This window comes from Pseudoduganella sp. RAF19 (assembly GCF_052114165.1).
GTDB lineage: Bacteria > Pseudomonadota > Gammaproteobacteria > Burkholderiales > Burkholderiaceae_D > Rugamonas.
The window spans coordinates 500,357-522,831 of sequence record NZ_JBFREF010000003.1; the positions used below are offsets into that span (position 1 = coordinate 500,357).

At 64.1% G+C, this 22,475-nt stretch carries 18 protein-coding genes; 16 read left to right on the top strand and 2 right to left on the bottom strand.

The features are described from left to right. Positions 1-57: 57 nt before the first annotated feature. Both AB4Z19_RS10160 and AB4Z19_RS10165 read left to right on the top strand, forming a co-directional pair. Complete coding sequence (locus tag AB4Z19_RS10160) at positions 58-2,079, top strand: methyl-accepting chemotaxis protein (RefSeq protein WP_442025197.1); 2,022 nt, start codon at positions 58-60, stop codon at positions 2,077-2,079. 7 nt (positions 2,080-2,086) lie between these two features. Beyond that, on the top strand, positions 2,087-2,920 hold the full coding sequence (locus AB4Z19_RS10165) for an HDOD domain-containing protein (protein ID WP_442025199.1): 834 nt from the start codon (positions 2,087-2,089) through the stop codon (positions 2,918-2,920). Between the two features lie 236 nt (positions 2,921-3,156). On the opposite strand, the gene AB4Z19_RS10170 is transcribed toward AB4Z19_RS10165, so the two are convergent. Then, positions 3,157-3,666: a GAF domain-containing protein gene (locus AB4Z19_RS10170; RefSeq protein WP_442025201.1), complete on the bottom strand. Its 510-nt coding sequence runs from the start codon at positions 3,664-3,666 to the stop codon at positions 3,157-3,159. A 133-nt stretch (positions 3,667-3,799) separates the two neighbouring features. On the opposite strand from AB4Z19_RS10170, the gene AB4Z19_RS10175 reads away from it, so the two are divergent. From AB4Z19_RS10175 to AB4Z19_RS10215, 9 genes are all read left to right on the top strand, one after another. After that, positions 3,800-4,894 carry a hybrid sensor histidine kinase/response regulator gene (locus AB4Z19_RS10175; RefSeq protein WP_442029892.1) on the top strand — a complete coding sequence of 365 codons (1,095 nt, stop codon included), beginning with the start codon at positions 3,800-3,802 and terminating at the stop codon, positions 4,892-4,894. Then, positions 4,891-7,443, top strand: a complete 2,553-nt coding sequence (locus AB4Z19_RS10180; RefSeq protein WP_442035192.1) for a PAS domain S-box protein — start codon at positions 4,891-4,893, stop codon at positions 7,441-7,443. Before AB4Z19_RS10175 ends, AB4Z19_RS10180 begins: the two co-directional genes overlap by 4 nt. A 63-nt stretch (positions 7,444-7,506) precedes the next feature. Then, positions 7,507-8,958 carry a RecQ family ATP-dependent DNA helicase gene (locus AB4Z19_RS10185; RefSeq protein WP_442035193.1) on the top strand — a complete coding sequence of 484 codons (1,452 nt, stop codon included), beginning with the start codon at positions 7,507-7,509 and terminating at the stop codon, positions 8,956-8,958. 59 nt (positions 8,959-9,017) lie between these two features. Next, the gene (locus AB4Z19_RS10190) at positions 9,018-10,022 is read left to right on the top strand and encodes a ligase-associated DNA damage response exonuclease (protein ID WP_442028480.1); all 1,005 of its coding nucleotides are present in this window, start codon (positions 9,018-9,020) and stop codon (positions 10,020-10,022) included. After that, positions 10,015-11,649 (top strand): ATP-dependent DNA ligase, encoded by a 1,635-nt coding sequence (locus tag AB4Z19_RS10195; RefSeq protein WP_442035194.1) that lies wholly within the window; start codon positions 10,015-10,017, stop codon positions 11,647-11,649. The genes AB4Z19_RS10190 and AB4Z19_RS10195 overlap by 8 nt, the downstream gene beginning before the upstream one ends. A gap of 155 nt (positions 11,650-11,804) precedes the next feature. Beyond that, positions 11,805-14,243 (top strand): ligase-associated DNA damage response DEXH box helicase, encoded by a 2,439-nt coding sequence (locus AB4Z19_RS10200; RefSeq protein ID WP_442035195.1) that lies wholly within the window; start codon positions 11,805-11,807, stop codon positions 14,241-14,243. Next, positions 14,240-14,896: a ligase-associated DNA damage response endonuclease PdeM gene (gene pdeM / locus AB4Z19_RS10205; protein WP_442026815.1), complete on the top strand. Its 657-nt coding sequence runs from the start codon at positions 14,240-14,242 to the stop codon at positions 14,894-14,896. Before AB4Z19_RS10200 ends, pdeM begins: the two co-directional genes overlap by 4 nt. Before the next feature lie 175 nt (positions 14,897-15,071). Then, the gene (locus AB4Z19_RS10210) at positions 15,072-15,392 is read left to right on the top strand and encodes a KGG domain-containing protein (protein WP_442026813.1); all 321 of its coding nucleotides are present in this window, start codon (positions 15,072-15,074) and stop codon (positions 15,390-15,392) included. A 41-nt stretch (positions 15,393-15,433) separates the two neighbouring features. After that, complete coding sequence (locus AB4Z19_RS10215) at positions 15,434-15,664, top strand: hypothetical protein (RefSeq protein ID WP_442026811.1); 231 nt, start codon at positions 15,434-15,436, stop codon at positions 15,662-15,664. A gap of 37 nt (positions 15,665-15,701) precedes the next feature. On the opposite strand, the gene AB4Z19_RS10220 is transcribed toward AB4Z19_RS10215, so the two are convergent. Continuing rightward, positions 15,702-17,939, bottom strand: coding sequence for a catecholate siderophore receptor Fiu (locus tag AB4Z19_RS10220; protein ID WP_442035196.1), 2,238 nt, complete (start codon positions 17,937-17,939; stop codon positions 15,702-15,704). A gap of 112 nt (positions 17,940-18,051) precedes the next feature. On the opposite strand from AB4Z19_RS10220, the gene AB4Z19_RS10225 reads away from it, so the two are divergent. Genes AB4Z19_RS10225 through AB4Z19_RS10245 form a run of 5 tightly spaced genes read left to right on the top strand, consistent with a single transcriptional unit; the run spans position 18,052 to position 22,467 of the window. Further along, positions 18,052-18,732 (top strand): PepSY-associated TM helix domain-containing protein, encoded by a 681-nt coding sequence (locus AB4Z19_RS10225; protein ID WP_442026814.1) that lies wholly within the window; start codon positions 18,052-18,054, stop codon positions 18,730-18,732. A gap of 8 nt (positions 18,733-18,740) precedes the next feature. Beyond that, entirely contained in the window at positions 18,741-19,256 is a 516-nt protein-coding gene (locus tag AB4Z19_RS10230; RefSeq protein ID WP_442026808.1) for a DUF2271 domain-containing protein, read from the top strand. A gap of 9 nt (positions 19,257-19,265) precedes the next feature. Further along, the gene (locus tag AB4Z19_RS10235; protein ID WP_442035197.1) at positions 19,266-20,084 is read left to right on the top strand and encodes a DUF4198 domain-containing protein; all 819 of its coding nucleotides are present in this window, start codon (positions 19,266-19,268) and stop codon (positions 20,082-20,084) included. A 17-nt stretch (positions 20,085-20,101) separates the two neighbouring features. Next, entirely contained in the window at positions 20,102-21,109 is a 1,008-nt protein-coding gene (locus AB4Z19_RS10240; RefSeq protein ID WP_442035198.1) for an FAD:protein FMN transferase, read from the top strand. Beyond that, complete coding sequence (locus AB4Z19_RS10245) at positions 21,106-22,467, top strand: sulfite reductase subunit alpha (protein ID WP_442035199.1); 1,362 nt, start codon at positions 21,106-21,108, stop codon at positions 22,465-22,467. The genes AB4Z19_RS10240 and AB4Z19_RS10245 overlap by 4 nt, the downstream gene beginning before the upstream one ends. Positions 22,468-22,475 lie beyond the last annotated feature (8 nt).

A 22,475-nucleotide genomic window follows, 5' to 3' on the forward strand; every position in this document is an offset into this window, starting at 1 on the left:
GGCGATTTTCGGGCCTATCATCAAATCGCGAGCTAACTCAACTATGCGGGGTCCGAAATGATGCTCACCTCCCTTCTTGGCCATCTGCGCCTGGGTCACAAATTCCTTATTCTCGGTGTGCTGGCGCTGGTGCTGGCAGTCATACCCGCCACGCTGTATATGCGCGAAGCGGGCAAGGTGCTGGATGCCTACGAAGGCGAACGCACCGGCATGCCGGCCGTGCTGACGGGACTGAAAGTGGTGCAGCTGACGCAGCAGCATCGGGGCTTGTCCGCCCTGGTGCTGGGCGGCATCCAGTCCGCACAGGAGCCGCGCCGCGCCAAGCAGCAGGAAGCGGATGCCGCCTACGCCGAGCTGGAAAAGCTGGTTGCGGCCTTGCGTGATCCAGCCATCAGCGAAGCCTTCGCCTCCGCCAAACGCGACTGGGAAACGCTGCGCGACGGCGTGGCCGGTGGCCGCATCAGCGTGCCGGAAAGCTATACCGCCCACACGGCCCTGGTGCCCAAACTGCTCAAGACCAATGACCTGATCGGCGACGCCTACGGCCTCAGCCTCGATCCCGACAAGGACAGTTACCAGCTGATCCAGGCCATGTTCTACCAGCTGCCGTATCTGACCGAAGAAGTCGGCAAGACGCGCGCCAAAGGCGCCGGCCTGCTGGCGAAGAAGGAAGCCAGCGTAACGGATCGCCAGGTGCTGAACGCGATCGTTGGCCGCGTCGGCGATCGCCTCGACCAGACCACGACTGCGTTCGGCAAGGCTGCCGCAGCCAATCCTGACATCGAAAGCAAACTGGGTGGCGGCATGCGCGAAGTGTCCGAAGCGGCGCACAACGTGACCTCGCTGGCGCAGGAACAAATCATCAAACCCGAAGCACTGACTTATTCGGGGGAACAGTACGTCGCGATTTCGACCGCGGCGATCGATCGCCAGTTCGCGCTGAACGCGGCAGCGGCCAGGGAATTGCAGGCCATGCTGGATGAGAAGATCCAGCACTTCTACCAGCAGCGCTGGATGATGATCGGCTCCCTGGTTGGCCTGCTGGCGCTGGCCGGCTGGATCAGTGTGCTGATCGCGCGCTCGGTGACGGTGCCGCTGGCGAATGCCATCGGCGTGGCCGAGCGGGTGGCCCAGGGCAAACTGGCGGGCGATTTCGACGTCGGCCCGCCCAATGAAGTGGGCCAGATGCTGCGCGCCCTGAAGGCCATGAGCGGTAGCCTGCGCAGCATCGTGTCCGACGTGCGCATCAGCATCGACAATATCAACGCGGCCAGCCGCGACATCGCCAGCGGCAATGCGGATGTGTCGGCGCGGCTGGAGGCGCAGGCTTCGAGTCTGGAGGAAACGGCGTCGTCGATGGAGGAGCTGACCTCGACCGTCAAGCAGAATGCCGACAATGCGCGCCAGGCCAACGAGCTGGTGCAGGGCGCGTCCGGCGTGGCGGCGCGCGGCGGCGAAGTGGTGAGCCAGGTGGTGAACACCATGGGCCAGATCAACGATAGCTCGCGCAAGATCGTGGACATCATCGCCGTCATCGACGGTATCGCCTTCCAGACCAATATTCTGGCGCTGAATGCGGCGGTGGAAGCGGCGCGCGCCGGTGAACAGGGCCGCGGCTTTGCCGTGGTGGCCGCCGAAGTGCGCAATCTGGCCCAGCGTTCGGCGGCGGCAGCGAAGGAAATCAAGGACCTCATCACCCACAGCGTCGAGCGCGTCGAAACCGGCAACAAGCTGGCGGGACAGGCCGGTGCGGCGATGGAGGAAGTGCTCAAGAGCGTGCAGGGCATCACGCACATCATGTCCGAGATCGCCATCGCTTCCAAAGAGCAAGGCATGGGCATCGAGCAGGTGAACATGGCGGTGACGCAAATGGACGACACCACTCAGCAGAACGCGGCACTGGTCGAGCAGACCGCTGCCGCCTCGGCGAGCCTGCAGGAACAGGCGCAAATGCTGGTGAAGTCGATCAGCGTGTTCACGCTGGATGAGGATGGCGCGCGCGATATGCGCCCGGCTTTGGCGGGGCCGGCGCACGCGAAATTAGGCAGACCTGCACTTAAGGTCGTAGCAACAGTATAATTTTTGCATGGAGAAGCTCAAAGACTTTGCCGCCATCATTTCCGAAGCCCAGCGCGGGGAGCTGGTCTTTCCCACCAGCGTCAACGCGGCGCTGTCTCTGCAGCTTGCCGTTTCCGATCCGGATACGCATGACGAAGAGGTGGTACGCCGCGTGCTGGCCGAGCCGGTGCTCGCGGCCCGCGCCGTGGCGCTGGCCAATTCCGCCGTGTTCCGCGCCCGCGGACCGGAGGTGACCAGCGCCCGCGCCGCCGTACTGCGGCTGGGCTATCGCAATCTGTACACGCTGGCGGCGGCCATGGTGGTGCGCCAGTTCGGTTCGCGCATCCGCGACCCGCTGCTGCGCGCGCGGGCGGACCAGCTGTGGAAGTATTCGGCCCACGTGGCGGCGCTGTCCTATCTGATCGCCCAGCGCATCACGTACAGCGATCCGGACACGGCCCTGTTTGCGGGCATCCTGCACGAAACGGGCGGCTTTTATCTGCTGGCGCAGGCCGATGCGTTTCCCGGTTTGCTGGACGATCCGGAAGAGTGGATGGGCGCGGCGCAGGAGATCGTGTCGCGCGAGATTCTCAAGAAGCTCAAGGTGCCGGAGCAGGTGCTCGCGGCGATTGTGACGCTGCGCGGCGGCGCCGTCAGCATCCCGCCGCAGGGCCTGCGCGACACTCTGCTGCTGGCCAAGCACCTGTGCCCGGTGCTGTCGCCCATGCCCCACTCCGACGACCACCACCTGTCCCGCACCGCCGCCGTGGCGCAGTATCTGCAGGACTACCCCTCGATCTCCGCCCTCATCGACGAAGCGGCCGACGAAGCGCGCTCAATGAGCAACGCCCTCCTGGTCTAGGATTTCCTCTACCGTGTACGGCAGCGCGGCCGCGAAAGCCGTTGCCGGCAGCCCAGTCTCATGCGCTGCCTTGCGCAGGGCGAGTGTCTACACCTTGCGCGCCGTGGCCGGCGCGGGGAAGTCGTCTGGGTAGGCGGGCGGGTGGGTGAGGTCGTTCATGGCTAGCCTCCAAAACGACAGGCTAGGAAGCGGCAGGCCCGCCTGTCAAACTGGACAGGCGGGAGATTTGAGGCAGATCAGGCGAGGGTTTGTTCGAGGATGCGGACCAGGGACTGGATGCCTTCCGCGTCGACCGCGTCGAAGCGGTTCGGCAGCGGGCTGTCGAGATCGAACACGCCGATTACATCGCCGTTCCGGGCAAAGATCGGCACCACCAGCTCGGAGCGCGAGTTGGCGTCGCAGGCGATGTGTCCAGGGAAGGCGTGCACGTCCGGCACCAGGATGGTTTCGCGCTTCTCCACGGTGGTGCCGCACACACCGCGGCCCTTCTTGATACGAATGCAGGCCGGCTTGCCCTGGAACGGGCCGAGCACCAGCTCATCCGGACCCTGCATGAAATAGAAGCCCGCCCAGTTCAGGCCCGGCATCGAGTTGAACACCAGGGAACTGGCGTTGGCCGTGTTGGCGATCCAGTCGCTTTCGCCGTGCACCAGGCCGCTCAGCTGGGAGCGCAGGTCGGCGTACATGGTCTGCTTGGCTTCCGGCGTATCGGCGGAGTAAGCGGTGTCGCTGAGAGTGAAAGTCATAATGCGTTGCTAATTGATGGTTTGAATCGAGCAGTTTACCCTGTATTGGAGGGCCTTGCAGTGCCAGAGGCATCATTATATTTTTAAAACGGGCGCTGTAAAAACGTTAATTACTGATAGCATGTGGCACCTCATGAGCGCGCCAGTTTACATCCTCGTCGTCGACGACACTGCCCAGAACCTGATTGCCACGGAAGCCCTGCTGGCGCGGGAAGGCGTGTCCGTGCTGAAGGCCGGCTGCGGCAACGAAGCGCTGGAGCTGCTGCTGCAGCACGACGTTGCCCTGGCCCTGATCGATGTGCGCATGCCCGACATGAACGGCTTCGAACTGGCCGAGCTGATACGCGGCAGCGAGCGCACCCGCGGTACACCGCTGATCTTTCTGACCGCTGCCGCACCGGAGGCGGGCTTCAGTTTCCGCGGTTACGAGGCGGGCGCCGTCGACTTTCTGTTCAAGCCTGTCGACGCGCAAGTCTTACGCAGCAAGGTGAATATGTTTGTTGAGCTGTACCAGCAGCGCAAGCAACTGGCCTCGCGTCTCGAAGAACTGCAGCGCGCGCTCGACCTCAACGAAAAGTTCACCGCCGTGCTGGGCCATGATTTGCGCACGCCGCTGTCGGTGGTGATGAACGGCGCCATGCTGCTGCCGATGATGACCGACCATCCAAAAGTCGCGGTAACCGCCCAGCGCATCCAGAGCAGCGCCAAGCGCATGGGCCAGATGGTGGACCAGTTGCTGGACCTGGCGCGCATCCGCAAGGGCGATCTGCAACTGAGCCGGGGCGAGCATGACCTGTCGGCCATCTGCCGCCTGCTGGCGGGCGAAATGCAGCGCACCAGTGTCGACAGCCACGGCGACACAACCGCCTGGGTCGATGCCGCCGTCTTCACACAAGTCATGTCGCAAATGCTGGGCAACGCCTTGCAGCATGGTGCGCCGGAACACCTGGTACGCCTGCAAGTGGATGGCACCGACGCCACCTATATCGTGCTCCAGGTCAGCAACCACGGCGCCATCGCAGCGGAGCGCCTGCCTGGCATCTTCGAACCCTTCCAGCATGGCCGCGAAGCGCGCAAGGCAGGGCAGGGCCTGGGACTCGGACTGTACACCGCCTGCATGTTCGTCAAAGCGCATGGCGGCGACATGGCGGTCGCGACCGACGAGGAACGTGGCATCACGACATTTACCATTACGCTGCCGCGGCGGGCAGCGGTGAAAGCATCATGAATATGGCACCGGCACGCGGCGATAACCCGGCGACTGGCTGGCAGCCGCACGGCGGCGCCGTCACCGGCACTCTGGTGCGGGCGCTGGATTGGAGCGCGACAGCCATCGGTCCCATGTCGTGCTGGAGTCCCGCCTTGCGCAACACGGTTGACCTGGTCCTGAACACGCCCATCGCCATGGTGCTGATGTGGGGGCCATCGCATACCATGATCTACAACGATGGCTATATCGCGATTGCCGGCGCGCGCCATCCCCGGGCTTTGGGCGGCACCGTGCCCGAGATCTGGCCCGAGATCTGGGACTGGAACCGCGAAATGCTGACCGCCGGCCTGGGCGGCGAGATACGCCAGCACAATAACGTTGCGCTGACCTTGATGCGCAACGGTCATCCGGAAGAGATCTGGTTCGATCTGGCTTACACGCCGGTGTACCAGGACGACGGCAGCGTCGGCGGCGTGCTGTGCACCGTGCTGGAGGTTACCTCGCGCGTGATGGAAGAGCGCCGTCTGCGTGCCGACAGCGCCCTGCTGAACGAGCGGCGCGCCTTCGAACAGGCGCTGCTGAATAGCCAGGACCGCTTTGCAGGCATCTTCGCGCAAGCCTCGGTGGGCCTGTCCGAACTGACGCTGGATGGCCGCTTCGCCCGCGTCAACGATGCACTGTGCCAGATGCTGGGGCGCAGCGAACCCGACCTGCTCGGCCTGCACATGGACGACCTGATTCACCCGGATGACATGGCGGAGAACCGCGCGCGGGTCGAACAGCTGCTGAAGACCGGCGTGCCGTTCACGCTGGAGAAGCGCTACTACCGGCCGGATGGCGACTGGGTCTGGGTCTCGTCCAGCATGAGCAGGCTGGATGATGAGCAGGGCCGTCCGCTGGCACTGATCGCCGTGAAGACCGACATCACCGAGCGCCGCCGCGTCGAAGTCGCGCTGCGCGAGCTGAACGATACGCTGGAAGAACGCGTAGGCCGCGAAATTGCCGAGCGCGGCAAAGCCGAAGAAGCCATGCGCCAGTCGCAGAAGATGGAAGCGGTGGGCCAGCTCACGGGAGGCGTGGCGCACGATTTCAACAACGTTCTGCAGATCATCGCCGGCAATCTGCAAATGCTGCAAATGCAGATGCGGAACAACGATGTCGCGCGGCGCCGCGTGGAGATGGCGCAGGATGCAGTGGACCGCGGCGCCAAGCTGTCCAGCCAGCTGCTGGCGTTTGCGCGGCGCCAGCCGCTGCGCCCGGTGGTGACCGATCTGGGCCGCCTGGTCGGCGAGATGGAGGAGCTGCTGCGTAATGCCATCGGCGAAGCGGTGGAACTGGTCACCGTGGTCGGCAGCGGCTTGTGGAATACGCTGGTGGACCCGGCGCAAATCGAGGCGGTCGTCCTGAACCTGGCCATCAATGCGCGCGATGCCATGGGCGGTACGGGCCGCCTGACCATTGAGCTGGGCAATGCCGTGCTGGACGAATACTACGTCAACCGCTTGGTCGACGTGCCGTCCGGCCCTTACGTGATGCTGGCCGTGACGGACACCGGCTGCGGCATGTCGCCGGAAGTGGTGGAGCGCGCCTTCGAGCCTTTCTTCACGACGAAGCCGGAAGGCGAGGGCACCGGACTGGGCCTGTCGATGGCGTATGGCTTCGTCAAGCAAAGCCGCGGCCACATCAAGATTTATAGTGAACCTGGACAGGGAACGAGTGTCAAAATCTATTTGCCCCGTTCCATGATGAATGAAGAAGAGAACACCGTGCACGACCTGAGCAGCCCGGTGACCGGCGGCACGGAAACCATCCTCGTGGTGGAAGACGATCCGGGCGTGCGCGCCGTGGTGTATGACATGCTCTGCACGCTGGGCTACCGCGTGCTGCAGGCGCAGAACGGCGAGGAGGCCTTGCGTATCCTGCACGGGACGACGCCGATCGACCTGCTGTTCACCGATGTGGTCATGCCCGGTTCCGTGCGCAGCCCTGATCTGGCGCGCATCGCCTGCGAGCTGCGGCCGGAATTGGCGGTGCTGTTCACATCCGGCTATCCGCAGAACGCCATCGTGCATGGCGGCCGCCTCGACGAAGGCCTGGAATTGTTAAGCAAACCCTATCAGCGCGACGAGCTGGCACGCAAGCTGCGGCAAGTGCTGGATCAGCGCACGATGCCCGAAGCGCCGGCAATGACAGCGACAGATATCGCCGCGCGTGAGGCATCGATGCGCATCCTGGTGGTGGAAGATAATCCCGATTCCCTGCAGATGGTCTGCGAGCTGATCGGCATGCTGGGCCATACGGTGACTGGTGTTGGCAATGGCGAGGCCGCGCTGGAGCTGATCGCGCAGCAGCACTTCGATATCCTGTTCACTGACGTCAGCCTGCCGGGCATTTCCGGCATCGAACTGGCGCGGCGCGCGCTGACGCAGCAGCCGCTGCGCGTGATCTTCTCGACCGGCTACGGCAAGGAAGCCCTTGATCAACTGGAATTCCCAGCCAGCATGCTACGCAAGCCTTATGAACTGGCCGAGCTGGAAGCTGCGCTCAACCCTCCTGCTGAGCATTAATCCTACGGCGATGGCAGCCGCCGTCCGATAACGTGCGCATCCCCGGTGGCCTACAGTGCCAGCATGGGAAAATCAATTAAGGGCCAGACGCGCACGCAGCTGATCCGCGGCCTGCTGCGCAATGTATTTGGCGTAGACCAGCTGCGGAGCGGCCAGCAGCGCGTGATCGATAGTGTGCTGGCGGGACGCGACACGCTTGCCGTCATGCCGACCGGCAGCGGCAAGTCGCTGTGCTATCAGATTCCTGCCTCGCTGCTGGACGGCACCACCGTGGTCGTGTCGCCCCTGATTTCGCTGATGAAGGACCAGCTGGAAAAGCTGGAGGAAATCGGCATCGCCGCCGCCCAGCTGAATAGCAGCCTGACGGCCGCAGAGGAATTGGAAGCGCTGGACAGCGTGCGCCGCAGCCAGAGCGACATCGTGTTCTGCACGCCGGAGCGGCTGGCCACGCAGGAGTTCCTCGCGCTGCTGAAGGACACCAGGATCGCGCTGCTGGTGGTCGACGAGGCGCACTGCATCTCACAATGGGGCCACGACTTCCGTCCCGCCTATCTGGAAGTCGGCGCAGCCTTGCGCGCGCTGGAGCGCCCGCCTGTGCTGGCGCTGACGGCGACCGCGACCGAGGATGTGGTGGCCGATATCCAGCAGCAGCTTGGCACGCACGATATGCAGGTGATTAACACCGGCATCTATCGGCCCAATCTGCATTACGCGGTGAAGCAGGTCACCAATCCGGACGAGCGTACATCGGAAGCCTTGCGCCTGGTGCGCGAAGCGGAAGGTTGCGGCATCATCTATACATCCACTGTGAAGGCTGCCGAGGAACTGCTGCCCATGCTGGAAGAGGCGGGTGAGAGCGCGACGCTGTATCATGGCCGCCTGCATGCGGCGGAGCGCAAGCTGAATCAGGAATTGTTCATGGCGGGCGAGCGGCGCGTGATGGTGGCGACCAATGCTTTCGGCATGGGCATCGACAAGCCGGACGTGCGCTTCGTGATTCACCTGCAAGTCCCGGCCAGCCTGGAAGCCTACTATCAGGAGTCCGGCCGCGCGGGCCGCGACGGCGAAGTAGCCGATTGCACGCTGCTTTACTTCCACGACGACAAGCGCGTGCAGCAGTTCTTCCTCGCAAAGCATTATCCGGATTCGGCAGCGCTGCGCGCGGCGCATGAGGCGGTGTCTGCGCAAGCACTGCCGGCGCGCCGCGACAAGCGTCTGCAAGTGGCCTTGAAGCTGTTGAAGGATGGGGGCTTGCTACGCCAGAACCGCCGTCTGGAATTCCTGCTGACGAACCGTGAAGCGCGCGCCAGCGACTACGACCGGCTGGCCGCGCAATACCAGCACAAGTCCGAACGCGACCGCGAGGCGCTGGAACTCATGGTGTCTTATGCGCAGAGCGCCCGCTGCCGCTGGAAGCTGCTGCTCGATTACTTCGGTGACGACACGGCAGGCATTGAGCGCTGCGGTGTATGCGATAACTGTAAGTCACCGCCAACGATTGACTCTGTGCGTTAAGGGACAGAACGCGCGCCGGATGCTTCGCTACAATGTCCCCAAAAAGTTGGGAGCCTGGCATGGCAGAAATGGTTATTGTCCGTAAGGAGGGGCTGTATTGCGTCCCCGGCCAGTTCTACATCGACCCCTGGCGGCCGGTGGAACGCGCTGTGATCACGCACGGCCACATCGACCACGCGCGGCCGGGCAATGGCCACTATCTGACGGCGGCGCCAGGCGTCGGCATCCTGCGTTCGCGCCTTGGCGATGTCACGATCCAGGGCCTCGATTACGGCGTGCAGGTGGTGCACAACGGCGTGCACATCTCGCTGCATCCCGCAGGACACGTGCTGGGATCGGCCCAGGTGCGCATGGAATATCAGGGCGAGGTGTGGGTGGCCTCCGGCGACTACAAGATCGAACCGGATGCGACCTGCACGCCTTTCGAGCCGGTGCGCTGCGATTGCTTCATTACCGAGTCCACCTTCGGCCTGCCGATTTACCGCTGGGAGCCGCAGCAGGACATCTTCAATGACATGAATGCCTGGTGGCGGCGCAATGCGGAGGAAGGGCGCGCCAGCATGATGCTGTGCTACCCGTTCGGCAAGGCACAGCGCATCCTGAGCGGGCTTGATCCGTCGATTGGTCCAATTGTCTGCCACGGCGCGGCGGAACCGCTGAATCAGGTTTATCGCGAAGCGGGTGTGGCGCTGCCGCCGACGGTGATGGTGGGCGATGTGGACAAGGCTGCGCTGCGGCGGGCGATGGTGATTGCGCCGCCGTCCGCTGGCGGTTCGCCATGGGCACGGCGCTTCGGCGATTTCAGCGATGCTTTCGCCAGCGGCTGGATGCAGCTGCGCGGCGCGCGCCGCCGGCGTGGCGTGGATCGCGGCTTCGTGCTGTCCGATCACGCCGACTGGCCGGGCTTGATGCAAGCGATTCGCGCCACCGGCGCCGAACGGGTGGTGGTCACCCATGGTTCGATTCCCGTGCTGGTGCGCTGGCTGTGCGAGAACGGCTTCGACGCCAAATCCTTCGATACCGAATACGGTGACGAGGAGGCGGAGGAGGTCTCCGATGCGTGAGTTCGCCCGCCTGTATGCCGAGCTGGATGAAACCACGGCGACCAACCGCAAGCTGGAAGCGCTGCGCGCGTATTTCGCCAGCGCCTCGCCGGAGAATGCCGCGTGGGCGGTGTACTTCCTGGCCGGCGGCAAGCCACGCCAGGCGGTGCCGGTCAAGCTGCTGCGCCAGTATGCGACCGAGTATGCAGGACTAGAGGAGTGGCTGTTCGACGAGTGCTACAACGCGGTAGGCGATCTGGCTGAGACGATTGCGCATATCCTGCCCGAGCCGAAGCATCGCAGCGATCTGGGTCTGGCGGAATGGATCGAGCAGCGCATTGCGCCGTTGCGCGGTGCGCCGCCGGAGGATATCCGTGCGGCGCTGTTCCGCTATTGGGAAGAGCTGGAGACGCGCGAGCGCTTCCTGCTGGTGAAGCTGATTGGCGGCGGCTTCCGCGTTGGCGTCTCGAAGCTGCTGGTAACGCGGGCCTTGAGCACGATTGCAGCGGTGGACAGCAAGCTGATTGCGCAGCGCTTGATGGGATGGACGGATGGCAGCGTGAATCCGACGGCCAAGGGCTTCCTGCAACTGATAGCAGCGCCGTCCGCGGCGGAACATGCGGAGCGGGGAGGGCAGCCGTACCCCTTCTTCCTGGCGCATCCCTTGCAGGCGCCGCCGGAAACGCTGGGCGATCTGCATGGCTGGCAGGTGGAGTGGAAATACGATGGCATGCGCGCGCAGCTGGTGTCGCGCGGCGGCGCGAACTGGCTGTGGTCGCGCGGCGAAGAGCTGATCACCGAGCGCTTCCCGGAGCTGGTGTCGATGCGTCTGCCGGAAGGCACGGTGATCGATGGCGAGATTCTGGTGTGGCCGTCCGGCGATGCACCCGCGCCGTTCGCGGCGCTGCAGAAGCGTATCGGACGCAAGACGCTGGGCGCCAAGCTGTTGGCGGAGCTTCCGGCCGTGCTGGTGGCCTACGATGTACTGGAACTGGATGGCGTCGATGTACGGCAGCTGCCGCAGCGCGAGCGCCGTGCCTTGCTCGAAACGCTGGTGGCGCAGGCGGGCTTGCCGCAATTGCGCATTTCCCCGCTGGTGCATGCCGGCAGCTGGGCGGAGCTGGCGGAGATCCGCGAGGAATCGCGCACGCGCGGCGTCGAGGGCATGATGCTCAAGGCTGGCGGCGCGCAGTATGGCGTGGGACGGACCAAGGATGTCGGCACCTGGTGGAAGTGGAAAATCGATCCCTATAGTGTGGATGCGGTGCTGGTGTATGCGCAGGCGGGGCATGGCCGGCGGGCGTCCTTGTACACGGACTATACTTTCGCGGTGTGGGACAGCAATGGGAATGGCGAGCGGCAGCTGGTGCCGTTTGCCAAAGCTTATTCAGGATTGACGGATGCGGAGATAGCACAGGTGGACAACGCCATACGCCGCACGACCATCGAGCGCTTCGGACCAGTGCGCAGCGTGCGGCCGACCATGGTGTTCGAGATTGGCTTTGAGGGGATTGCTTTGTCGCCGCGCCATAAGTCCGGCATTGCCGTGCGCTTCCCGCGCATTCTGCGCCGGCGTGATGACAAGTCCATCGACGACGCCGATACCCTCGACGCGCTCCGCAGCCTGCTGTCGCCGCCGTCGCCATGAGCCCCTCCTTCCCCCGCCCGCGCCCCCTCCCATCGCGCCGCCCCCAATCCCCAGCCCCCACAGCCCCCCAGCCTGGCTCCGCCGACGCGCCGCACGGCGTGGCCGCAGGAGGGGCGTCTGCATCGGGCTGCGCGGCTGGGGGCGGGCGGACGGTGATGGATGACGCGGCGCCGGGGCGGGAGGCGGTGGAAGCCTGGTTTGCGGCGCGCGGCTGGAGCGTGTTTCCGTTCCAACACGCGGTGTGGGCCGCTGCGGCGAAAGGCGAGTCCGGACTGCTGCATGCGACAACGGGCTCCGGCAAGACGCTGGCTGTCTGGTTCGCCGCCTTGCAGCGCGCGCAGTCGAGCCGCAAACCCGGCCTGCGCGTGTTGTGGATCACGCCCATGCGTGCCCTCGCCGCCGACACGCTGCGCGCCCTGCAAGACTCAGCATCCGAACTGCGCCCCGCCTGGCAGATCGAAGCGCGCACTGGCGACACCGACTCCGCCACGCGCGCGCGGCAAGCGCGTCATCTGCCGCCGGCCCTGGTGACCACCCCGGAAAGCCTGACAGTCCTGCTGACCCGCCCCGACGCCCGCGAGCACTTCGCGCAGCTGGACATGGTGGTCGTCGACGAATGGCATGAATTGATGGGCAACAAGCGCGGCGTGCAAACGCAGTTGGCGCTGGCACGGCTGAGGAAATGGCGGCCGCAAACCACCGTGTGGGGACTCTCGGCCACGCTGGGCAATCTGCAGCAGGCGCGCGACGTGCTGACCGGCGAGCAGGGCACGATCATCGAAGGCCACTTGCGCAAGGACCTCATGGTCGACACGCTGATCCCCGACCATCCCTCGCGCTTCCCTTGGGCCGGCCACCTCGGCATGCAGATGCTCCTACCGGTGGCGAACGAAGTCGAACAGCACTCAACAACGCTGGTGTTCTGCAATACCAGATCGCAGGCCGAACTCTGGTACCAGAACCTGCTGGACGCCAAGCCGGAATGGGCCGGCCTGATCGCTCTGCATCATGGCTCGCTGGACAAGGAAGTGCGCGAATGGGTCGAACAAGGCCTGAAGCGGGGCAGCCTGAAAGCCGTGGTCTGCACATCGAGCCTCGATCTCGGCGTCGACTTCTTGCCGGTAGAGCGCGTGCTGCAAATTGGTAGCGCCAAAGGCATCGCGCGCCTGCTGCAGCGCGCCGGGCGCTCGGGCCATGCCCCAGGACGCGCCTCGCGCGTCACGCTGGTCCCCACGCACAGCCTGGAACTGCTGGAAGCCGCCGGCGCCATCGAAGCCGTGCGCGAGCGCCACATCGAACCGCGTCCCGTGCCTGAGAAACCGCTGGACGTGCTGGTGCAGCACCTCGTCACCATCGCGCTCGGCGGCGGTTTCCGCAGCGAGGAACTGTACGAAGAGGTGCGCACCGCCTGGTCTTACCGCTACCTGACGCAGGAAGAATGGCAATGGGCGCTGGACTTCGTCGCGCGCGGCGGACAAAGCCTGATCGCCTATCCCGAATACCGCCGCGTGCTGCCGGACGAAGAAGGCGTCTACCGCGTGCCGGATGCGGCGATTGCGCGCCGTCACCGCATGGGCATCGGCACCATCGTGTCCGAAGCGACCATTCAGGTGAAGTATATGAACGGCGCCACGCTGGGCACAGTGGAGGAAGGCTTCATCTCGCGGCTGAGCAAGGGCGATCATTTCCTGTTCGGCGGCCGCATACTGGAATTCGTGCGCGTGCACGAGATGACCGCTTTCGTGCGCCGCGCGACGGGTGCAAAAGGAGCCGTGCCGCGCTGGCAGGGCGGCAAAATGCCCCTGTCGTCCGAGCTGGCGCACGCCGCCATGGAGCAAATGCGCCGCGCCACGGCGGGGCATTACGACGGGCCGGAAATGCAGGCCATCAAACCGCTACTCGAAATCCAGAAGCGCTGGTCGGCGCTGCCCACGCCCGGCACGACGGTGATTGAGGCGCTGGACAGCCGCGAAGGCCATCACCTGTTCATCTATCCCTTTGCCGGACGCTCGGTGCATATCGGGCTTGCCTCACTGCTGGCTTACCGCATCGGCCGCGCGCATCCGGCGACGTTCTCGATTGCCGTCAACGACTATGGCTTCGAGCTGCTGTCGCCGGAAGAGCTGCCGTGGCGCGAAATGTTCATGGACGGCGGTCCTTTCACCACCGGACATTTGCTGGAAGATGTGCTGGCCAGTCTGAACGCGACCGAGTTGTCGCAACGCCGCTTCCGTGAAATCGCGCGTATTGCCGGGCTGATTTTCCAGGGCTATCCCGGCCAGCCGAAGAGCAACCGCCAGTTGCAGGCATCGTCGGCGCTGTTCTTCGAAGTCTTCCGCAAGCACGATGCAGGCAATCTGCTGCTGACTCAGGCCCAGCGCGAAGTGCTGGAGCAGGAACTGGAACTGAAGCGCCTGCGCACCACGCTGGAGGAATTGCAGCGGCGCGTGATCAGCTTCCACGGCGTGCGGCGCGCCACGCCGTTCGGCTTCGCATTGATGGTCGAGCGCTTCCGCGAAAAACTGACGACGGAAAAACTCTCCGACCGCGTCGCGCGTATGCTGCGCGAGCTGGAGAAAGCGGCCGGTCCATGAATGCCTGTGCCACCGAAATCGCCGGCGAACAAGTCTTGCTGCTGCCGGAGAAAGCCCTGTACTGGCCACGCGAACGTACGCTGATGGTGGCGGACATCCACTTCGGCAAGGCCGCCAGCTTCCGCGCATTAGGCGTTCCAGTCCCGCGTGGGACAACGAGTGAAAATATTTCAGGACTCGATGCGCTGCTTGCGGCCTACGCCATCAGGCGCATCATCTTCCTCGGCGACTTCCTGCATGCGAAGGCGGCGCAGGCGCCGGCCACTTTACAGGCGATGCTGCAATGGCGTGAACGTCATGCTGAACTGGAACTGCTGCTGGTGCGCGGCAATCATGACCACCACGCTGGCGACCCGTCGGAACTGCTGCGTATCGCGATGGTCGATGAGCCTTTCGAATGCGGCCCATTCGCGCTGTGCCATCACCCTGATTTAGCGTCGGAAAAATATGTGATCGCAGGGCATGTGCACCCGGTCTATCACCTGAACACAAGACGCGAATCGGTACGCTTGCCATGCTTCATGCTCGGTGAACGTCGCGCAATACTGCCTTCGTACGGAGCCTTTACTGGCGGGCACGCTTTAATTCCGCTTGCCACTGATCGGGTCTATCTCGTCGCCGATGGATTAATTTTCCCAATCGAAATTTGGTAGGCGATATCCTACATTTGTAGCTGTGAACGTCCTATATTACCTGTACAGTGCTTGAACTAACATGAGCGCTCTTCTTGCCCGATCGTGATCTGAAAAAATTGATCGTCGCTGGTCGGTTAAGCGGTTGGGCAGGGAGTATTTTTTTAAATGGAATTCATGTTCAGGGAGAAGGATCATGGCTTCATCAAACCAAGGCGGGAATCGAGGTGGCAAAGAGGGCAATGCAGGTGGCAACAAGCAAAGCGCTCGCGGCTTTGCATCGATGGACCCGCAGCGGCAGCGTGAGATCGCCTCGGAAGGCGGCCGCGCGGCACACGAGAAGGGCACTGCGCACGAGTTCACGTCCGAAGAGGCGCGTCGTGCAGGCAGTATGAGCCACAAAAACGATGGCAACCGCCAGAGCGGAGCGCGCGGCAGCGCAAACAAGGCTGAACAGACCAATCAGGTCAACCCGGCCAGCAATCCCGGCAGCCAGCAAGGCGGCGACAATAGCTGAGCTAACGGTTCAGGTGACACGGCAGTAAAGCAGGAGGCCATATGACCCGGCCTGATAAAGCAAACAAGGATACCGACAGCCAGCAAACCTTCGTGCTGGTGGATACCGGGCATCCCGAGATCAGCAACACCACTGTTCCGGAAGGCCAGGTACGCCGGGCTGACCGTCCACTTCCAGGCAACCGGCAAAGCACCGGCCAGGGTTCACGGCAAGGCGGCGAACTCGGCAGCGAAGGTGGTGCGCCCGGACCGGAAGCCAGTTCCGGCGTGTAAGAAAGTAAGGCGGGCCGACGGGCCCGCCTGCCCCTCCTTAGAACATCACACTCACACTCAGCTGTGCCGAGCGCGGAGCACCCAGCGCGGCACGCGCGCCGCTATTGTTGAGCGTGCTGATGTAGAGCTTGTCGAACAGGTTGTAGACATTCAACTGCAGATCGACATTCTTGTTCAGCTTGTAGCGCACCATCGCGTCCGCCACCGCGTAGGACGGAATCGCCGGCAGGTTCTGCAGAGCGATGTCGACGCTCGGATCGATCACCCGCTTTTGCCTGGACAGGTAACGCGCGCCGCCGGCAATGGTCAGCTGGCCGGTGGGCTGCCAGCTGGTCCACAGCGTGGCGCTCAGATCAGGCGACCAGCGTGTTGCTGCACCGGCGGCATTATTGCCGGTCGTGCCTTCGATGATCTTGGTGTCCATGGTCGCCAGACCCGCGATGATTTGCCAGTTGCTGGTCAGCTGGCCCACCGCACCCAGTTCCACGCCTTCTACGCGGCGTTTGCCTAATTGCGAGTAGGTGTTGGTGGCCGCGTCCAGCTGCGTGATCTCGTTCTTGTTCTCGGTGCGGTACAGCGCGGCGGTCAGCGCCAGGCGTTTTTCCAGTACATCCCACTTTGTGCCCAGTTCGACGTTGGTGGTCTTTTGCGGGGCCATGCCGGGACCGTTGATATTGCCGGCCGCGGCGCTCAGGGAGAAGTTGGCGCTGCCCGGCGGCGTTTGCGAATTGGCCCAGGCCAGGTAGATGCTGCCATTCTCTGCCGGCTTATACAGCGCGCCCGCCTTGAAGCTGTATAGGTTGTCCGATTTTTCGATGCGGCTGCCGATCAGTGAAGTGCCGGTCAGTGTAGCGGCATTCGACTCGGTGCTGTAATGCTCGGCGCGCACGCCGCCGGTGAATTGCCACTGCGGCGTGAGCTTCCAGGCGTCGAAGATATAGCCTGCGACCGTGTCAGTCTGGCCTTGCGTGAAGGCGCCGGTCAGCTGCGGGTTGTAGGCGCTGAGCGTGTCGTTCGGATTCGGGTGATAGAGGTTGGCGACCAGGGTGGTGGCCGGGGCGACCGGGCTGCCAAGGCCCGTGCGGGCAGGTGAAATCTGTTCCTCGCTCAGCAGCTCCAGACCGGCGGAAATGGTGTGCGCGCCGATTTCGCTGACGATATTGGTGGTGTTGGCACGGATGCGGTTCTCCTGCAGCACGCTTTGGCGGGAACGGGAGACGGTCCAGGTTTCTGGCGCGCCGGTCGCGGTCAGCGTGTTGATGCCGGTGAGGATGCGGTCCATCTTGGAACGGCCCCAGCGCGTGGTATTGGTCAGCGTGGTGTTCGGCGCCAGCTCGTGCTCGATCCTGGCGGTGACCATGTCAGCATCGGCCTTCTCGTAGTCGGTGCTGTAGCCGTACCAGGTGTTGCGGTCCACGCGCGGTGCGTTGCGCAGGGCGGCGCTGGCGTTGTAGAAGCCTTCCAGTCCCACCGTCGGGATGCCGCCATCCGGCGTATTGTCCTGGCGGACGTGCTGCGAGAACAGGTAAAAACGGGTCGGTGTGCCAAGGCCCCAGGCGATCGATGGCGCGATGGCGTGGCTCTGGTTGTCGATCACCTTGCGGCCGGGCTGGCCACCGTCCTGCGCCATTGCGTTCAGGCGGAAGGCGCCGCTACTGCCGAAATTGCGGTTGATATCGGCGGTCACGCGCTTGTTGTTGCCGGTGTTGTAGCTGGCAGTGGCGGCGATCATTTCTTCCCGCGTCGGCAGCTTGCTTACCAGGTTGATGTAGCCGCCTGCCGCACCGCGGCCGATGTCGGCGCCGGCCGGACCTTTCGCTACTTCGATCTGCTCGATGTTGAAAGCGTCGCGCGTGATGGCGCCCAGGTCGCGAATGCCGTCCACGAACAGCGAGCCCTGCGCGCTGAAGCCGCGCATCTGGAAAGTGTCGCCGGCGCTGGTGGAACCGTTCTCGCCCAGCTGCAGCGTGATGCCTGGCGTATTGCGCAGCGCTTCCACGATGGACGTCGCGCCCTGTTCCTGGATCACTTCCTTCTTGATGACGGACACCGTCTGTGGCGTATCCACCAGCGGCTGGGTCAGTTTTGGCGAGGATGATTTCTCGGCCTTGTATGGCGCATCGGCGCTGGCCTGGACCTGCACTTCGGCCATGGTCTTTTCGCTGCTTTGCGCCTGCGCGGCGGCAGGCATGCCAATGGCCGCCATGGCGATCAGGGATTGCGTGAGCAGGGGCTGTGCTGCCGCGCTGTGCTTGCGGCTCTGAATGCTTTTCAACGTTTTCTCCGTTCTGACGTGTTGAGGGCTGGCGCCCCGTCAGGGGAGTGGCTGGCTTATTGATTGGGGATTCAAATGATAATGGTTCTCAATTGCATTTACAAGTGATATGATGTCTGGCACACCATATTTGAAAGCGACAACATTGAGCGGTCCAGACCTTACGCAAGCCCAGGCAGCGTCGCGCGCCGTGTGGCTGAAGAACCTGCACCAGTGGCACTGGATCAGCTCCGCGCTGTGCCTGCTGGGCATGTTCCTCTTCGCCATCACGGGCATAACGCTGAACCACGCCAGCCAGATCGAAGCCAAGCCCTCCGTCGTCCGCCAGCAGGCCATGGCGCCGGCGCCGCTGTTGAAGGAACTCAAAGCCTTCGCCAGCGGCCATGACGGCGACAAAGCCCCGCTGCCGGCAGCGGCGGAGCGCTGGCTGCTCGCTACCTGGTCGCTTCAGGCAGGCGGTCGCACCGCCGAATGGGCATCCGATGAAGTCTATCTGCCGCTGCCAAAAGCCGGCGGCGATGCCTGGGTGCGCATCGGCCTCGATGACGGCGCGGCGGAGTTCGAAAACACCGACCGTGGCTGGATCTCGTGGCTGAACGATGTCCACAAAGGCCGCAATACCGGCGCGGCCTGGAACTGGTTCATCGATATTTTCGCCGTGTCCTGCCTGGTGTTCTGCGTTACCGGCCTGCTGATCCTGAAGTTCCACGCGGCCAAGCGGCCGTTCACCTGGCCGATGGTCGGGCTGGGCGTGCTGATCCCCTTCGTTATTGCTCTGCTGTTCATTCATTAAGGACCACCATGAAACTTCACTATTCCATCGCTCTCGCCGTGCCGCTGGCCAGCGCCAATGCGATGGCCGCCGACCTGGCGCTCAAGCTCGACATCCCGCAACTGAACGTCGCCGAATACCACCGTCCTTATGTGGCGGCCTGGCTGGAAAACTCGGACCAGAAAGTGGTAAGCAATCTGGCCGTGCTGTACGACGTGAAGAAGAAGGACAACGCGGGCAGCAAGTGGCTGAAGGATATGCGCCAGTGGTGGCGCAAGTCCGGCCGCGATGTGCAGATGCCGATGGATGGCGTGAGCGGCGCCACCCGCAGCCCTGGTGAACACACGCTGACCTTCCCCGGCGCGAAAGACACGCTGGCCAAGCTGCCGGCCGGCGAGTACACCGTGCTGGTGGAAGTTGCGCGCGAAGCGGGTGGCCGCGAAGTCGTGAAGGTGCCTGTGGCCTGGCCGCCGAAGTCGGCGCAGAACATTCCTGCCAAGGGCAAGGAAGAAGTGGGCAACGTGGTTGTTCAACTCAAGCCATAAGGACCGGCCATGAAATTCGCTAAAACCCTGATCGCACTGGCACTGGCTGGTGCTGCCGTCAGCGCGCACGCCCACAAGCCATGGCTGCTGCCATCGTCTACCTATGTGGAAGCGAAAGAGCCCTGGATTACGGTCGACGCGGCCGTCTCGGAGGGCTTGTTCGATATCGACCATTTGCCGGTCAAGTTGGATGGCATCACTGTCACCGGCCCGGACGGCGCCACCGTGCCACTGGAAAATGCCAGCACCGGCAAGATGCGCTCGACCTTCGACGTGAAGATGGCCAAGCCAGGCACTTACAAGGTGGCGCTGGTGTCGCAGAGCGTGTTCGCCAGCTGGAAAGTCAATGGCGAAACGAAACGCTGGCGCGGCAACGAAGCCGAGATGGCGAAAGAAGTGCCGGCCAATGCGGAAGAGCTGAAAGTGTCGCGTACCGACAGCCGCCTGGAGACGTTCGCCAGCGCGAACAAGACCGACGACGCCGTATTCAAGCCGACCGGTGTGGGCCTGGAGCTGGTGCCGGTCACCCATCCGAACGATATGCGTGCGGGCGAGAAGGCCACCTGGCGCTTCCTGCTGGACGGTAAGCCTGCGGCCAATCAGGCCTTCAGCATGATTCCGGGCGGTGTGCGCTATCGCGGCACGCTGGGCGAGATTCGCCAGAACACCGATGCGAAAGGCGAAATCACCTTCACCATTCCGGCTGCGGGCATGTATCTGGTCACCAGCAGCTGGCCTGCGATGCCGCCAGCCCAGCCGGGCCAGCCGCCGCAAATGCCGCCGCGCCGCGTGACGTACGCTGCAACGGTGGAAGTGCTGCCTCAGTAATAGATGAGCACACGAAGATGAGTACACGACGCGTCCTGCTGCCGCCTGCCATTTCGGCTGAAACGCCGATGGCGGAAGGGCGCGTTCATGACTTCCGTGGCGAGACAATGGGCACCACCTGGTCGGCGCGCGTGGTGCTGGGCGCCGATGCACCATGGCTGCAGCGGGGCTTGCAGCAGCAGCTCGATGCGGTTGTGGCCGAGATGAGCCACTGGGAGCCGGACTCGGACCTGGGCCGCTTCAATCGTTCGGGCGCTGGCACCTGGCACACGCTGCCTGAAGCCTTCTTTACCGTGCTGGCGTATGCGATGAACGTATCGCGCCTGTCGGACGGTGCTTGCGATCCCTGCGCGGGCGAGCTGGTGAACCTGTGGGGCTTCGGTCCCGCGCGCCGTTATGACGAGCCGGGATTCGAGCCGCCGAGCGGGCAGCAGGTGGCGTATGCCCGCGAACGTCTGACGATGCGCGAGGTAGAGCTGGACCGGCCGCGCCGCCGCGCTTTCCAGCCCGGCGGCATTCAACTCGACCTGTCGGCCGTGGCGAAAGGCTATGGCGTGGATGCGCTGGCGCTGTGGCTGGAAGGGCAGGGCATACATCACTATCTGGTTGAAGTGGGCGGTGAATTGCGCGGCGCGGGCTTCAAGCCTGACGGCCAGCCGTGGTGGGTATCGCTTGAAACGCCGGCTGCGGGCGTGGCCGACATCGCCGTCGCGCTGCATGGCCTTGCGGTCGCCACCTCGGGCGATTACCGCCGCTACTTCATGCGCGACGAGCGGCGCTTCGCGCACACCATCGACACGCGCACCGGCGCGCCGATTGCGAACAATGTGGCATCCGTGACCGTCGTCCATGAACAGGCGATGGCAGCGGATGCCTGGTCTACCGCGCTCACTGTACTGGGCGCGCAGGCCGGCCTTGCGCTGGCCGAACAACAGGGACTGGCTGCCCGCTTCCTGCTGCGCGAGGGCGATGTCCTGCGCGAAGCGATGAGCAGCCGTTTCCGGCAAATGCTTGACGACGAATGATACTGACGAACGACACCACCCGCCTTGCCCTGACAGCTGCCTGCCTGGCCAGCTATGGCCTGGTATGCCTTGCGCCTTGGCTGCGCCACCGCCGCGCGCGCGCAGCCGCGCATGCAGCGCGCGCGGCTGCCGGTGCAAACCCGTGGATCGTCGCCTACGCAAGCCAGACCGGCAATGCCGAACAGCTGGCGCGCCAGACCAGCGAAACCTTACGCGTGGCCGGCATTCCCAGCCGCATCTGCGAGTTCGACGAACTGGAGCATCATGACCTCAGCAGCGCGGAGCGTATTCTCTTCCTCACCTCGACTTACGGCGAAGGCGACGCGCCCGATGCCGCCGCCGGTTTCGTGCAGCGCCTGATGACGCGCAGCGGCCTGCAATTGCAGCATCTGCACTACGCAGTGCTGGCGCTGGGAGACAGCGCTTATGCATCGTTCTGCGGTTTCGGCCGCGCGCTGGACGCGTGGCTGCACGGACAGGGCGCGCGTCCGCTGTTCGCGCGGGTGGAAGTAGACCGCAGCAACGTGGACTCCATCGCCGCGTGGCGCAAGCACTTGAGCCATCTGGTGGGCACCAGCGATGCGCCGGATTGGGGCGCTCCGGATTTCGGCAACTGGCGGCTGGCGCAACGCCGCCTGCTGAATCCGGGCAGCGCCGGTGCGCCGATTTATCACCTGGAGCTGGAACCGGAACAAGGTCCGCTGCCCTCGTGGCAATCGGGCGACCTGGCACAGATTGCGGCGCCCGCCGATCCTGAGCGTCCGCGCGAATACTCGATTGCGTCCGTGCCGCAGGATGGCCGCGTGCATCTGCTGGTGCGTCTGCATCGCCACACGGACGGCAGCCATGGCGTTGTATCCGGCTGGCTGACGCAGGATGCGCCGTTGGGCGCTTCGGTGCCGCTGCGCCTGCGCGCACATCGCCGTTTCCGCCTGGAGGAGAATGCGCAACGCCCGCTGATCCTGATCGGCAACGGCAGCGGGATCGCGGGCCTGCGTGGCCACTTGCGCGCACGTGTGGCGGCAGGGCAGACGCGCAACTGGCTGCTGTTCGGCGAGCGCAATGCCGCTCATGACAGCCTTTACCACGAAGAGCTGCAAGGGCTGCAGCGCGGCGGCATGCTGAAACTGGATCTGGCTTTCTCCCGCGATCAGGCGGAACGCATCTACGTGCAGGACCTTCTTCTGCGGGAGGCGGCGACCCTGCGCGCCTGGGTGGAACAGGGGGCCGCTATTTACGTCTGCGGCAGCCTGGAAGGCATGGCAGCTGGAGTCGATAAAGCACTGCAACAAGTATTTACAAGCACATCCATGGCTGAATTGGCAAGAAGCGGCCGTTATCGCCGCGATGTTTATTGAGCAATTGT

What these genes read in the sequence shown, in the direction of transcription:
- AB4Z19_RS10160 (WP_442025197.1), top strand. Translation starts at nt 58, where the DNA reads ATGATGCTCACCTCCCTTCTTGGCCATCTGCGCCTGGGTCACAAATTC.
- AB4Z19_RS10165 (WP_442025199.1), top strand. Translation starts at nt 2,087, where the DNA reads ATGGAGAAGCTCAAAGACTTTGCCGCCATCATTTCCGAAGCCCAGCGC.
- AB4Z19_RS10170 (WP_442025201.1), bottom strand. Translation starts at nt 3,666, where the DNA reads ATGACTTTCACTCTCAGCGACACCGCTTACTCCGCCGATACGCCGGAA.
- AB4Z19_RS10175 (WP_442029892.1), top strand. Translation starts at nt 3,800, where the DNA reads ATGAGCGCGCCAGTTTACATCCTCGTCGTCGACGACACTGCCCAGAAC.
- AB4Z19_RS10180 (WP_442035192.1), top strand. Translation starts at nt 4,891, where the DNA reads ATGAATATGGCACCGGCACGCGGCGATAACCCGGCGACTGGCTGGCAG.
- AB4Z19_RS10185 (WP_442035193.1), top strand. Translation starts at nt 7,507, where the DNA reads ATGGGAAAATCAATTAAGGGCCAGACGCGCACGCAGCTGATCCGCGGC.
- AB4Z19_RS10190 (WP_442028480.1), top strand. Translation starts at nt 9,018, where the DNA reads ATGGCAGAAATGGTTATTGTCCGTAAGGAGGGGCTGTATTGCGTCCCC.
- AB4Z19_RS10195 (WP_442035194.1), top strand. Translation starts at nt 10,015, where the DNA reads ATGCGTGAGTTCGCCCGCCTGTATGCCGAGCTGGATGAAACCACGGCG.
- AB4Z19_RS10200 (WP_442035195.1), top strand. Translation starts at nt 11,805, where the DNA reads ATGGATGACGCGGCGCCGGGGCGGGAGGCGGTGGAAGCCTGGTTTGCG.
- pdeM (WP_442026815.1), top strand. Translation starts at nt 14,240, where the DNA reads ATGAATGCCTGTGCCACCGAAATCGCCGGCGAACAAGTCTTGCTGCTG.
- AB4Z19_RS10210 (WP_442026813.1), top strand. Translation starts at nt 15,072, where the DNA reads ATGGCTTCATCAAACCAAGGCGGGAATCGAGGTGGCAAAGAGGGCAAT.
- AB4Z19_RS10215 (WP_442026811.1), top strand. Translation starts at nt 15,434, where the DNA reads ATGACCCGGCCTGATAAAGCAAACAAGGATACCGACAGCCAGCAAACC.
- AB4Z19_RS10225 (WP_442026814.1), top strand. Translation starts at nt 18,052, where the DNA reads ATGTCTGGCACACCATATTTGAAAGCGACAACATTGAGCGGTCCAGAC.
- AB4Z19_RS10230 (WP_442026808.1), top strand. Translation starts at nt 18,741, where the DNA reads ATGAAACTTCACTATTCCATCGCTCTCGCCGTGCCGCTGGCCAGCGCC.
- AB4Z19_RS10235 (WP_442035197.1), top strand. Translation starts at nt 19,266, where the DNA reads ATGAAATTCGCTAAAACCCTGATCGCACTGGCACTGGCTGGTGCTGCC.
- AB4Z19_RS10240 (WP_442035198.1), top strand. Translation starts at nt 20,102, where the DNA reads ATGAGTACACGACGCGTCCTGCTGCCGCCTGCCATTTCGGCTGAAACG.
- AB4Z19_RS10245 (WP_442035199.1), top strand. Translation starts at nt 21,106, where the DNA reads ATGATACTGACGAACGACACCACCCGCCTTGCCCTGACAGCTGCCTGC.